The sequence below is a fragment of the Catenibacterium sp. RTP21428st1_D7_RTP21428_210409 genome (genome assembly GCF_040227455.1).
Lineage (GTDB): Bacteria > Bacillota_I > Bacilli_A > Erysipelotrichales > Coprobacillaceae > Catenibacterium > Catenibacterium mitsuoka_A.
On sequence record NZ_JBEHVX010000001.1, the window covers coordinates 1 to 14,265 of the forward strand.

At 32.6% G+C, this 14,265-nt stretch carries 9 protein-coding genes; 5 read left to right on the forward strand and 4 right to left on the reverse strand.

Annotation, left to right across the window (positions count from 1 at the left end):
• From ABUA27_RS00005 to ABUA27_RS00025, 5 genes are all read left to right on the forward strand, one after another.
• A partial coding sequence (locus ABUA27_RS00005) for a transposase (RefSeq protein WP_349820005.1) occupies positions 1-399 on the forward strand: 399 nt, incomplete at its 5' end.
• Between the two features lie 101 nt (positions 400-500).
• Positions 501-1,517 carry an aspartate--ammonia ligase gene (gene asnA / locus ABUA27_RS00010; protein ID WP_022425155.1) on the forward strand — a complete coding sequence of 339 codons (1,017 nt, stop codon included), beginning with the start codon at positions 501-503 and terminating at the stop codon, positions 1,515-1,517.
• Between the two features lie 56 nt (positions 1,518-1,573).
• Entirely contained in the window at positions 1,574-3,472 is a 1,899-nt protein-coding gene (locus ABUA27_RS00015) for an NAD(+) synthase (protein WP_129980881.1), read from the forward strand.
• A gap of 134 nt (positions 3,473-3,606) precedes the next feature.
• Positions 3,607-6,168, forward strand: a complete 2,562-nt coding sequence (locus ABUA27_RS00020; RefSeq protein WP_349820006.1) for a PD-(D/E)XK nuclease family protein — start codon at positions 3,607-3,609, stop codon at positions 6,166-6,168.
• Positions 6,161-9,697: a UvrD-helicase domain-containing protein gene (locus ABUA27_RS00025; RefSeq protein WP_349820007.1), complete on the forward strand. Its 3,537-nt coding sequence runs from the start codon at positions 6,161-6,163 to the stop codon at positions 9,695-9,697. Before ABUA27_RS00020 ends, ABUA27_RS00025 begins: the two co-directional genes overlap by 8 nt.
• Positions 9,698-9,732: 35 nt before the next feature.
• Here ABUA27_RS00025 and ABUA27_RS00030 read toward each other — a convergent pair whose 3' ends face one another.
• Genes ABUA27_RS00030 through ABUA27_RS00045 form a run of 4 tightly spaced genes read right to left on the reverse strand, consistent with a single transcriptional unit; the run spans position 9,733 to position 14,252 of the window.
• A complete protein-coding gene (locus tag ABUA27_RS00030; protein WP_295250767.1) occupies positions 9,733-9,996 on the reverse strand; it encodes a hypothetical protein in 264 nt (87 codons plus the stop codon).
• Positions 9,997-10,055: 59 nt separating this feature from the next.
• Positions 10,056-11,864, reverse strand: a complete 1,809-nt coding sequence (locus ABUA27_RS00035) for a sensor histidine kinase (RefSeq protein ID WP_349820008.1) — start codon at positions 11,862-11,864, stop codon at positions 10,056-10,058.
• Positions 11,851-12,513 carry a response regulator transcription factor gene (locus tag ABUA27_RS00040; RefSeq protein ID WP_281082050.1) on the reverse strand — a complete coding sequence of 221 codons (663 nt, stop codon included), beginning with the start codon at positions 12,511-12,513 and terminating at the stop codon, positions 11,851-11,853. Before ABUA27_RS00040 ends, ABUA27_RS00035 begins: the two co-directional genes overlap by 14 nt.
• Before the next feature lie 53 nt (positions 12,514-12,566).
• The gene (locus ABUA27_RS00045) at positions 12,567-14,252 is read right to left on the reverse strand and encodes a phospho-sugar mutase (protein ID WP_022425161.1); all 1,686 of its coding nucleotides are present in this window, start codon (positions 14,250-14,252) and stop codon (positions 12,567-12,569) included.
• Between the last annotated feature and the right edge of the window lie 13 nt (positions 14,253-14,265).

Sequence of the window (14,265 nt, forward strand, 5' to 3'; positions counted from 1 at the left end):
ACAGATTATACTGGTCTGTCACTTAAGAAAAACATAGAAAAGTGTTGTGTATTATCACATGATGCATTACTTAATACTGATGGTGAGAAAGGCTTTAATACACTAAATGAAGAAATACAGGTAAAGAATGAGAAGATTAGCTACGAAGAAAAGGATCATAGACTACTCTGGTTAAACATAATAATCGGTAATATTAAAAATAATATTACTGGGATATATCATGGAATAACCAAAAGAGAGATGCCTTTATTCCTGAATGAACAGGAGTATAGATTTAACCATAGAAAGATGGGAAAGACTATCATGGATAAAATCAAGAAATACCTACAGAGATCATTTCCTATCAGTCATAGACAAATAGTCTATATCCTGAATATTTCTGCTCCACACTTCTCTTAAATCGTTACCTGTAGATTATGGGTATTCAAAAGAAATACTGTTTTCTTTCTTTCTTTTTTATTTTTTTCTTATATAATCATACATAAAGGAGTAAAAAACTTATGAGTAAAGTATTTGTACCAGAGAACTATCATTCACAACTCAATCTTATTGAGACTGAAGTTGCGATTAAGATGATTAAAGATTATTTTGAAAGACGTTTATCAGAAGAATTAAGACTCACTAGAGTATCTGCACCACTATTTTTATTAAAAAACACAGGATTAAATGATGATTTAAATGGAACTGAAAGACCAGTAGCTTTCAACAGCTATGAGTTAAATAATGATGATGAAATTGAAATCATTCATTCACTTGCAAAATGGAAGCGTGATGCGCTTTATAGATATGGCTTTGAAGCACATACAGGACTATATACAGATATGAACGCAATTAGAAGAGATGAAACAATTGATAACCTTCATTCTATGTATGTAGACCAGTGGGACTGGGAATTAGTGATCAAACCTGAAGATCGTACTGTTGATTTCTTCAAACAGACTGTTAAGAAGATTTATAAAGCTTTATTAGATTTAGATTTCTTAATGATTCGTCATTATCCAAAGTTGGATAAAGGATTATTACCAGAAAAGATTTTCTTTATTACCACACAGGAATTAGAAGATGTTTATCCTGATTTAACACCAAAGGAAAGAGAAAGAGCTATTACTAAGGCTAAAAAGGCTGTATGTTTAATGAAGATTGGGGATACCCTTAAGTCAGGTATTAAACATGATGGACGTGCACCAGACTATGATGACTGGACACTTAATGGTGATATTCTTGTTTATCACCCTATTCTTGATGATGCATTTGAATTATCTTCTATGGGTGTACGTGTTGATGCGAAAGCTTTAGAAGAACAGTTAAAGAAAGCACATGCTGAAGAGCGTACTGAACTTCCTTACCATCAGAACGTTTTAAACAATGTTTATCCATTAAGTATTGGTGGCGGTATTGGTCAGTCACGTTTATGTATGTTCTTCTTAAAGAAAGCCCATATTGGTGAAGTACAAGCTTCTTTATGGGATGAAGATACAATGCGTATCTGCGAAGAAAATGATATACATTTATTATAAAGTTCACTCATGTGAACTTTTTTTGATATAATGAGAGGGAAATTGGAGGAATGTTTATGAAAGATGGTTTTATTAGAGTTGCAGCTGGTTCTTTTAAAGTCTCTATCGCAAATGTGAAAAAGAATGCGCAGGAGATTATCCGTTTATCAAAAGAAGCCAACGCAAATCATACACAGGTTCTTGTATTAAATGAGTTATGTTTAACTGGTTATACAATTGAAGATCTTTTCTTTCAGAAAAGAGTATTGAATGAATCAGAAACACAGCTTCAATATATTCTAGATGAAACAAAAGATCTTGATACAGTGATTGTTATTGGAATGCCACTTGTCATCCGTAATGATCTTTACAATTGTGCTCTTGTATTACATAGAGGAGATATTCTAGGTGCTGTACCTAAGACATATATTCCAAATTATCATGAATTCTATGAAGGTAGACATTTCAAGAGTGGTCGTGATTTAGATGAGTATATTACTTTATGTGATCAGGAAATTCATGTGACAACTGAACAGATTTTTGAAGATGTAAATCATCCTTGGTTAAAGATTGGGGTAGAAATATGTGAAGATGTATGGGTACCTCATACACCAAGTACTGATGCATGTTTAAATGGAGCAACACTTATTGTGAACCCTTCTGCATCTAATAACTTAACTGGTAAGAGTGATTATAGACGTAGTTTAATTAGTGCAACAAGTGCAAGACTTGTATGTGGCTATGTTTATAGTAATACAGGTCTAGGTGAATCAACAACAGATGTGGTATTCTCTAATCATCATCTTATTTATGAAAATGGTACATTACTTAAAGAATCTACTCAATATTCTACAGGTTTAATCTATGCAGATATGGATTTAGAAAAGATTCATACAGAACGTATTGAAATGACAACTTATGATAGTGAAGATTATTTTGATGCCGTACCATTTGCATTAGATAATGAAGAATTAGATTTAGATCGTTATTATGATCCTCATCCATTTGTCCCTAGTGATAAAGATAAACGTGCTGCACGTTGTGAAGAAGTATTTAATATTCAGACTCATGGCTTAATGCAGAGACTTGAAGCAGCTCATATTAAGAAAGTCGTTGTTGGTATGTCTGGAGGACTAGATTCTACTCTCGCATTACTTGTAATGCATAAGGCTTATAAGATGTTAGGACGTCCTGTATCAGATATTATTGCGGTGACTATGCCTTGTTTTGGGACAACTGATCGTACTTTAAATAATGCCTTAACACTTATGAAAGAACTAGAAGTCACTTCTATGACAGTCAATATCAAAGATGCCGTTAACCAGCATTTTAAAGATATTAATCATGATCCTGAAGTTCATGATGTCACTTATGAAAACTGCCAGGCACGTGAAAGAACACAGGTTCTTATGGATATTGCGAATCAGGCAGGTGGTATTGTCGTAGGTACAGGAGACTTATCAGAAGTTGCACTTGGATGGTCTACTTATAATGGTGACCATATGAGTATGTATGGCGTTAATGTTTCTGTTCCTAAGACACTTGTAAGATATCTTGTAGATTATGTATCTACTTTATATAAAGGTGAAGTATTAGAAGCTACATTACAGGATATTCTTCATACACCAGTCTCACCTGAATTACTTCCTGCCAAAGATGGTGAAATTACTCAGAAGACTGAAGATATTGTAGGACCTTATGAATTACATGACTTCTTCCTTTATCATCATGCAAGATTCCATTATGAACCACAGAAACTATTACGTATTGCGATTCATACATATGGTGATAAATATGATGAAGCAACAATTAAGAAATGGCTCACTCTATTCTATAGACGTTTCTTTACTCAGCAGTTTAAGCGTAGCTGTATCCCAGATGGACCTAAAGTTGGTTCAGTGGCTTTATCTCCTCGTGGAGATTTACGTATGCCTAGTGATGCAGATGTATCTATGTGGCTTGATGAGTTACGTTAACCTGAAGCTTTCCACTTATGTGGAAGGCTTTTTTTCTTACCTCCATTATATAGGTGTTATAGAGACTGAACTTAATGCATGATTTTAGATGCAATGATATAATAGTACCAAAGTACAAATGAAGGAGAATCATTATGCAGATTATTAAAGGGATGCACCTCAATAAAAAACTCAATGAATTGGCAGAACACTTACAGGGGCCTGCTTATATCATTACAGAAAATACAGAATATGTAGAAGATCTATTCTTGAATAAGTATTCCTGTTTATTTGATATAGAAGTTCTAACACTTAAACAATATATAGATAAGATTTTGATTTCACATAAACAGTTTGCCCGTCATATTTATTCACAGGCAGATCTTGTTTTTATAATGCGTCATATTCTTTCTTGTCATACATTTAATACAATACAGTTTAGTTCTAATTCTTATGAGATGATTCTTGAACTCATTAATACACTTAAGAAGATTCATAGAAATAATATAACTCTTGAACAGTTTTTCGAAGATACTTTATTAAGTAAAAAATGTGAAGATTTATATACAATTAATTCTCTTATTCCAGGGGGATACTGGACAATTGAAGAAATGGTAGAAGATTTAATAGATGATTCTTTAAAGACTCCTCTTTATATTATGAGTGATGATTATCCTCATATTGCATCCAAAGAGTTGTTTAAGAAGATAGACAATTATGTTCCAGTCACATTATTAGAGATAACAGATGCAGATGAAGTATTAAGTGAATATGAAGAGGCTATTATTCATCACTTATTTGATAATAGTGATGTACATAAAGTTGCAAAAGGACGTGTTATTACAGGTGGTCATCCTATGCAGGAATGTATGAAGATTGCCTGTGATATTAAATCACGTATTGTGAATGAACAGCTGCAGTATGAAGATTTTATGATCATCACAAATCAGGCAAGCTATTCAGATTATTTGACTATTTGTTTTGATGAACTCAATATTCCTGCCACATTATCACAAAATGAAACATGTCATTATAATAGTGATTATCGTAAAATGTCTCGATCATTATCAGAGTGTATTGGACATACTTTTAAAGAAATTATTCAATTCCTTCAAAAACAGGATATCAGTGCCTCTATGATTAAAACTCTTGATGCCTATAAATGTGATGATGAAATTAGTCCAGAAGAGTTTGATTTATTCCTTCAATGTATTATCCCAGGTAATAGAGTTACAAATAAGACAGGTGTTATTGTGACTTCACTTGAAAAGGGACTCACTGCAACACAAAAACATATTTACTTAACAGGAATCAATGAAACATTCTTACCTTTAGAAATCAGTGATAAAGGATTCTTAATGGAGGAAGACTATAAACAGTTTAATCCTCATCCTCTATTATTAGATGAACAGTTACAGGCACATTATAAGCGTATTATACAGGTTCTTTTAAATCCTTATTTATCTTATACATTCTCTTATAGTAAGAAGAATATGGCTGCCAATGAGTTAATTCCTTCTATTCTTATGTCACGTTTGAGTGATCTCTTTGAATTAGAATATATCAATCCTTCATTGAATCTCATCAAGAATAACCTATATTTAAATCAGTCACGTATAGATGAAGATCCTATTAATCGATTGATTGATCATTATAAGATGACAAGTAACCAGCCTGAGTTTATTAAAGATACAAATAAGCTCGGAAGAGGGGTCAGTGTATCTCGTTTAGAAACATATAATAAGTGTCCTTTCTCTTATTACATTAAATATGGATTAAAGATTACAGAAAAGAGAGAAGATACTTTACAAACAAGTGAACTTGGTTCTTTATGTCATTATTTGATGGAGAAGTGTTTAGATAATGAATCTCTTGTAGATCAAGAAGCAATGCACTATATAGAAGAGAATCTGAAAGAGAAATATGATGGTCATCCAATGAACCAATACTTTATTGATAATCTCATTAAAGATATGAAGATGACAATCAAGATTATTCAGAAACAGTTAAAACTAGGTAACTATGTTCCTGTCGCAAAAGAGAAAGAAATATCTGGTCAGATTGGTGATGTTCCTTTTTCAGGTATTATTGATAGAGTAGATGAATTTGGAAATTATGCACGTATAGTGGATTATAAATCCAGTAATAAAGAAATTGATTTAAATCTTGCGATGCAGGGATTTAATATTCAAATGCTTGTTTATCTAGATATGTTATGCAAGCAGGAAAACAAGGACCGTGCAGGTATGTTGTACTTTAATATGAAGAAACGAATACTAACACGTGATACAAGTTATGTGCTTGGTGATGAGGATGTATTAAAAGAATATCGTATGGAAGGCTATATGGTGGATGATGGATCTACTAATTCTGTAAAAGGACTCGGATCTACTCCTGAATTAGTTGCACCTGTTAAGGTAAAGAAGTCTGGAGAATATGCGAATAGCGCAAAGGTTATTTCCCCTGATGAACTAGATTCAATTATGGAATATGTGGAAAATCATATTTCCGAACTATATAAAAAGATTCATGCTGGATTAATTCCTATCCATCCTACCTTAACAGATGGTGCCCAGCCAGACAGTGATTTTAAGGTTTATCCATGTACTTATTGCCCTTATAAGTCAGTATGTTTATTTGATGTATTTGAAAATGAAAATAGAATGATTGCGAAAGATATGTATAAAAAACTAAAAGGAGATGACGAGAATGCCTAAATACAATAAAGAACAACAGGCTGCAATTGATTTAAGAGGGAAGACTATTCTTGTCAGTGCTCCTGCTGGCTCAGGAAAGACAAGAATTCTTGTGGCCCGTTTAATTAGTTTGATTGTGAATGATTATTATTCAATGGATCAATTTCTAGTATTAACTTTTACTAAAGCAGCAGGAAATGAAATGAAACAAAGATTGAATGTGTCTTTACATGAAGAAGCTTTAGCTAATCATGATGAAGAAACATTGAGACATATTCAAGAACAGATTCAATTACTGCCTCATGCCTATATCACTACGTTTGATAGTTTCTGTAAGACACTATTAGAGAAGTATGGCTATTTAATTGGTGTGATGCCCGGATTTAAGGTGAACCCTTCACCTGATTTAATTAAAGACCAAGTACTAGATCAGTGTTTAGAGAAATGGATAGAAGATCCAGATTTCAAGGATTATGCTTACCGTCATAACACAAAAAATAACTTTGATGATTTAAAGAAGACTTTAATAGACTTCCAGAATATTACCAATTCTTTTGTGGATTTCCATCAATTCCTTGATCAAGTTCATGAAAGATATTATGATTTTAATCTTTCTAGAAACATGCCTATTCTAGAAGGCATGACTCAATTATATAGAGACTGCTGTCTTAAAAGTTTAAGTGCCTATAATATTTTATATCGCTTCTGTGAAAAGCATGATATTACTTATTTCTTTGAAACTGTTGAAAATGCGAAAAAACCTGCACCTGCCACTGCATTATATGATTATTATTCTGATCTCTACGATGCCTTAAATAGACCTCTTACCTTTGATACATTAAATAGTTTACTATCTCAAAAGTTAGAAATGGCAAGTATTAAATGGAGTGAATTAGGTGTAGATGATTCTGTTAAGAAACAATATACAAAGTTAAAAGGAAATGTCACTGATCCTCTTTCAAAATTAAAGAAGTTGTTATCTTTTACTTCAACAGAGGAGTTCAAAAAATATCTTGATTATTCTTTTAAAGATATTGAATTCTTACTTGGTAAAGATGGATTATTGAATCAGTTCAATAAAGATTATAGTGAAGCAAAGAAAGCTAGAAATGAATTAGACTTCCATGATCTAGAAGAATATGCAACAAGACTGTTGCAGCCTGATCTTCCAGTTGTAGAAAGATTGAATCATACATTAAAGGAAATCATGGTGGATGAGTATCAGGATACCAATGAAATGCAGGAAAACCTTGTCTTAAAGATTGCGAACTATGATGAACATATTCCAATGTTTATGGTCGGTGATATGAAACAGTCTATTTATCGTTTTAGACAAGCTGATCCTTCTATTTTCCAGTATAAGTTTGATACATTCACTAAACTAGAAGAGATGACAGAATATGATACAAACATTCGTATTGATTTAAAGTATAACTATCGTTCTGAAAAAGTTGTATTGGATAGTGTCAATTATATTTTTGATTGTATTATGGATAGTTCTGTAGGTGGATTAGAGTATATCCATGGTGATAATGCGATTTTAAGATATGATTTTGATGCGAAAGGTACAACACTTCCTGAACTAGAGAAGAATCATGATTTTGATACAGACATACTTATTTCTCTTTATAAGAATCAGGAAGAATATACAAAATCTGAAGTAGAAGCCCATATGATTGCCCAGAAAATCATCAGTATGAGAAAGTTAAAAGATTATAAATATCATGATTTTGCGGTACTCATGCGTTCTACAACTGAATTTATTACCTATAAGAAAGTATTTGAACGTTATCATATTCCTGCAAATATTACTTTATCGAGTGGTTTATTTGAGTCCAATGAAGTCATCAGTATGATGACGTTATTAAAGGCTTTGGTTAATCCATATGATGATATTGCGATGTTATCTGTATTACATAATAACTTCTTATTCTCTCATTTTACGGAAAATGAATTATTAGAAATCAGAGACGCAGAAGATCCTCTTTACATCAACCTCACACATCATACCAACAATAAAGTTCTTCATTTCTTAGAAGTGTTTGATGATTTAAGAAATACGGCCATGACATCTTCTCCTTATGAAACATTAAAGAAATGTTTAAAAGAAACAGGATACCAATCTTTTGTATCCCAGTTAATGAATGGTGAACAACGTAGCGCAAACTTAGATATTCTATTAGAAACATTCCGTACAAATGAAGAATATCCTTATTTAAAGGATTACCTAGAACTATTAGATTCTTCTTCTAACCAGGCACCTGGTTTTATTGCGAGTGATGAAAATGATGCTGTAGAGTTCATGACTATTCATAAGTCTAAAGGGTTACAATTCCCTGTTGTTTTTGTGAGTGCGATGCAGAAGAAATTTAATACTTCTGATGAAAAAGCGGAAATTATTATTTCTCAGCACGATGGAGTGGCAGGAAGTGTATGTAAGCTAGAAGAATCTCCTTTTGGTAATATTGTATGTAAATATGAACATCCTTATTCAAAGATGTTGAAGATGTTCATTCGTCAAGAAACAGTGAATGAAGAAATGCGTATTCTTTATGTTGCCTTAACACGTGCAGAAAAGAAACTCATCCTAACCGGTACAATCAAGGATGAAGAAGAGATTATTTCTATTGCCCGTCAAGTACAGGCCAATGATACAGATCCTACTCTAAAGAAGGGACAGGGTGTTGTATATAACCTTGCCATGCGTTCTACGAATAATTATTTGAATTGGGTGATAATGGCTTTATTAAGACATAAAGACTTCCAAAATGATTTAAAGATACTAATTCCTGAAATTAGACCTTATCTTTCATTAGATCGTTCTTCTTTTAAAGAACTAGATAATAAAGATACTCAGTTAGCGCGTTTCCATTGCACAATACAAGATAGCAGTGAAACAGTACAACGTATTCCACCTTATGCGAAAATAAAGATAGAGAACCAATATCGTGCCTATAAGAAGTATTATGATTTTGAATATCCATATCCTGTTGAACCACGTAGCATTGCGGTCACAAGTATGGAAGAAATGAAGAGTGATGAAACTCACTTTGATTTCAGTAATGAAGAAACACACTATCTAGCAACAGATAGAGGAACACTCGTACATAACTTGTTAAGCTACTTTAATTTCAAAGATGATGATCCTCAAGAATTGATTGAATCACTTTATACGAATCAGATGTTTGATGAAGAAGGATTGAGTGTACTAAAGAACTATCTTCCTCATATCAATGATTTTATCAATAGCGATACATATCAATTGATTAAAGATGCAGATCAAATTTACCAAGAAAAACAATTTAGATACAAAGATGAGAATGGTCTCATCATCAATGGTATATTTGACTTAGTCTTTATAAAAGACAATAAGGTTTATGTATTAGACTATAAGACAGATAGAGTATCAAAAGATAATAGTGATGAAACACTTAAAGATCTCCATCGCACACAGTTGTCTTATTACTCTAAAGTACTTAAAGAAGTATTCCATACAGATGTACAACCTATTATCTACTATCTTCACATCAATAAAGCTATTTACTTATAGAAAAAGACTGATATCACTTATGTGATATCAGCCTTTTATTTTTCTACAGTATTGTTTTCTTCATCTCTAAATAATTCTTTTTGACAATGGGGACACACTGTTAAACTACCTGCATCTTTTGTGGGAAGGTAGTTATGACAATAAGGGCATCTCCAATAAACGAGACCAAGAATAAAATAAATAACTAAACAAATAATAATCGCGATAGTAAGTATAATCGCAATTGAGGCGTAACCTATGAAATAACAGACTAATGCTGCAATCGCAAGGAGACTAGCTAGATAACTTTGTTTAGACATAAAAAACTGTACTCTTTTTAGTTTCATAAGATCACCCATTCCCTACTTGACTTATTATATCAATATTCAAAGTAGAATAGAACACCTTTTTCTGTATTTTCTACTCCAAAATGATATCCATGTCTCTCTAATATCGCTTTTACGATAGGAAGACCGAGTCCTGTTCCACCTTGATCCTTAGAAATATAGGCTTCCCAGATAGATTCCATCTCTTCCTGAGAAAGATGATGTCCTTCATTTTCTATCTCAAAGCGATGCTTCATAATACGATATGTGATTGTACCATGTTCTTCGGTATGTTTAATCGCATTAGATGTGAGGTTGTTAATGACTCTTTCTATCTGAATAGGATCACAATCTAAATCAACAACTTCATATTCCTTTACTACATGAAGTTGTTTCTTTTCTAATTCATATTCAAAATCATCTATAACTTCTTCTACTAATTCAGATAATGAAACATAATAGTTATTGAGTTCAATCTTACCTGATTCTAAACGTGAAAGTTCCAACATTGTGAGTACAATACCATTAATACGCTCTATCTGTTCATTGATGATAGAAATATATTTTTCTCTTGATTCCTGTGTTGTAGCATCTTCTAATAATTCAGAATAACCGGCAATAATACCAAGAGGTGTTTTGATCTCATGTGTGAAGTTCGCAATAAACTGTTTTCTTGTATGTTCAAGTCTTTGGACATGTTCTAATTGTTCAGTAAGCTGATTGATTGTATTCTCTAAGTTCGTACTCATAATGTTAATATTGTTTTCTAATTGTCCTATTTCATCATGACGTGTAATTAAAAACTTCTCACTGAAATCATTTTTCGCAATTTCACTTGTAACTTCTGATACATGTCTTAATGGTTTAGTAATCATATGTGAGATTACAATAGAAATCACAACATTTAACCAGAGCACAATAATATAAATATACCAGGAATGTTCAAAATAGTTCACAGCAGCTCTTTTAGTTAATTTTGGTATAAAGCTTGCAGATACAAAATAACCTTTTACACCACTTGTATTTGATACAGAAGAGATTTCCTGATTAAGTTCTGAAAGCACAATAGTCATTGTACCATCACCTACATTAATACTCTTAGAATGCACATAATCAGACCCTTTTGAATATTCAATACTATCAATCTTCTTGATTTGTTTCTCTAATGCCTTCTTTAGCTTCTTATAATCCGTAAACTCTCTTCCACCACTTGAACCATTTCTTTCATAAAAACATCTTTCTGACATATACCAAGATATTTTATACTTCTTCAATGATTTATGTGAGTTATTAAGTAACACCTTACCATTAATCGCAAGATAAGCAGGATGAATACCTGTTGTATCCATTGATGTATAGTATTCAACTTCTTGTTCACCATCATTAATATAATATTGTTTCTTTTTAGGCTGTGCACCGCCTATAACTACTTCATAATTCTCATCCGGATGGGCAATCATATATTCATTGATTTTCTTTACTAAATTATTTTCAGATATATCTACCATGATTTCTTGACTCTTATTTTCATCAAGAATCCATAATTGAGATACATGTAAAGAAGCACTGCTCACAAATGACTTAATATTATTATCACTATCAACAATTGCAGACATACCTTCATTGGTTAGGTAGTAATTCTTTAAATATTTAGTCATATTCTTATTATCTAATGAATATTCTGTTTGATAAATACTCTGCAAACCTGAAGTGAGTGAAGCATCGTAAGTTGAACTAATAAGACGCTCTTTGTATTCTGTAATACCTTGTAAGGACATAAGTCCTAGAATAATAATAAATACAAACAGCATTAAGAAGAAAGTACGCTGTACAAGTCCAAAAGACCATTTAGTCTTCTTCATCCGTATATGTATAACCTGCCTTCATAATAGTCTGAATACGATGTGAATGTACACCTAACTTTTTTCTTAGTTTCTTAATATAAGTATCTACAGCACGTCCATCACCATAATAATCATAACCCCAGACCTTATTTAAAATCTGAGAACGAGTAAATAACTGATTCTTATTATTTAAAAACAACTCCATCAACAAATATTCTTTATTAGGAAGCGCTACCGCTTCACCATCTACATACATGAGATGCTTACTTTCATCTAACCAGATTGTTTCTTTATCTTCTTTTTCTGTCTTCTTGCTTCTATTTAAAATAGCCTGACATTTCGCATATAAAACAGAAGGTTTAAAAGGTTTAGTAATATAATCATCTGCACCTACATGATAACCATCTAGCATATTATCAGTTTCAGATAACGCACTGATAAAAATAATAGGCATATCATATTTTTCACGGATCTTCTTACATGTTTCATACCCATCCATTCCTGGCATCATAATATCAAGTAAGACCATATCAATATCCTGATTCACTTTATCTAAAGCATCATAACCATCTACAGCTTCAATGACTTCATAATCTCTTGTTGCGAAATATTCTTTAATAATATCTCTAATCAGTACTTCATCTTCTACAACTAATAATTTATACATTTTACACCTCCAAATAATAAAGGACTCTATCGAAGATAGAGCCCCCATATGAGTTATTCACCAATTAATTCCATCATTGCTTTATGGAATACTTCTGTCTTATCAGCAGCATCCTTAGCATCTTTACCCTTAATTGAGAAATAGAATTTACATTTAGGTTCTGTACCAGAAGGTCTAGCAGCAATCCAAGAACCATCTTCTAGATAATACTTTAATACATTTGACTTAGGTAAGTCAATTGTAGTGCCATCAGAACGTTCACTTGTTGCATAATCTTCACTTAATACAACCTTTACGCCACCAATTTCAGTAGGCTTATCCTGTCTTAAAGTATCCATCATTTCTTTAATGCGTGCAGCACCTGCAGCGCCAGCCTTTGCTAAGGCAATCTGTGATTCCTTGAATGTACCATACTTAGCATATAATTCATTCAATACATCAATAAGATCCTTACCCTGCTTCTTATAGTAGTTACCACATTCAGCAGCAAGTAATACAGCCTGTACAGCATCTTTATCTCTTACGAAGTCTTCTACAACACAGCCATAGCTTTCTTCATAACCGAAGATGAACTGTTTTTCATGAGTCTTTTCATACTTTCTGATTTTATCACCAATGAACTTGAATCCAGTTAATGTCTTTTCAACATCAACACCATAGTTTCTCGCAACTAATTCACCAAGATCACTTGTGACAATAGTATTATACATAACTGCATTATCAGGTAATGTACCCTTCTCTTTTCTCTGAGATAAGATATATTCAAGATATACAGCAGCACTCTGGTTACCACTCATTAATACATATTCACCATTGTGCTTTGCGACAACACCAAGTCTATCACCATCTGGGTCTGTAATTGCGACTACATCAGCATCTACTTCTTTCGCAAGCTTAATAGCTAATTCATAAGAAGCGTCTACTTCTGGGTTTGGAGACTTAGTATTTGTATAATCTGGATCAGGTGCACACTGTGCAAGTACTGGCACAATATCATAACCTAATCTCTTTAAGCATGTTCTTACAGGGATGTTATCTGCACCATGCTGTGGTGAATAAACAATCTTGAAATCAGACTTATCTAGTCCAGGATTGATTTCAATACCCATTACAGCTTTATAATAAGCTTCATCTACTTCTTCTCCTACCCATGTAATGAATGGATAAGCTTCTTCATCACTGATCTGTTCGATTTCTAATTCGTCATCAATTTCATTTACATAATCAACAACGATATCACCCCATTCAGGGATTAACTGACAACCAGTATCATCATATACTTTATAACCGTTATATTCCTTAGGGTTATGAGAAGCAGTAATCATGATACCACCTGCACATTTTAAATAACGTACTGCGAAAGATAATTCTGGAGTAGGTCTTAAAGATTCCATGATATAAGACTTAATACCAAACTTTGCGAGAATCTTTGCAGATTCAATCGCAAAACGATATGACATATGTCTATTATCATAACTAATTGCCACTCCACGTTCTTTACCTTCTGGTAAATTAGCTACATATTTCGCAAATCCCATATTTGCTTTACGAACTGTATAAATGTTCATACGGTTTGTACCAGCACCTAAAATACCACGCATTCCTGCTGTACCGAATTCAAGATTCTTATAGAAAGCATCTTCCTTCTGTTCTTCTGTCATTCCGGCAAGTTCTGCCTTTAATGAAGCGTCCATGCCTTCATAATTTAACCATTGCTCATATTTCTTATTAATATCCATTTTTAAGCGTCAC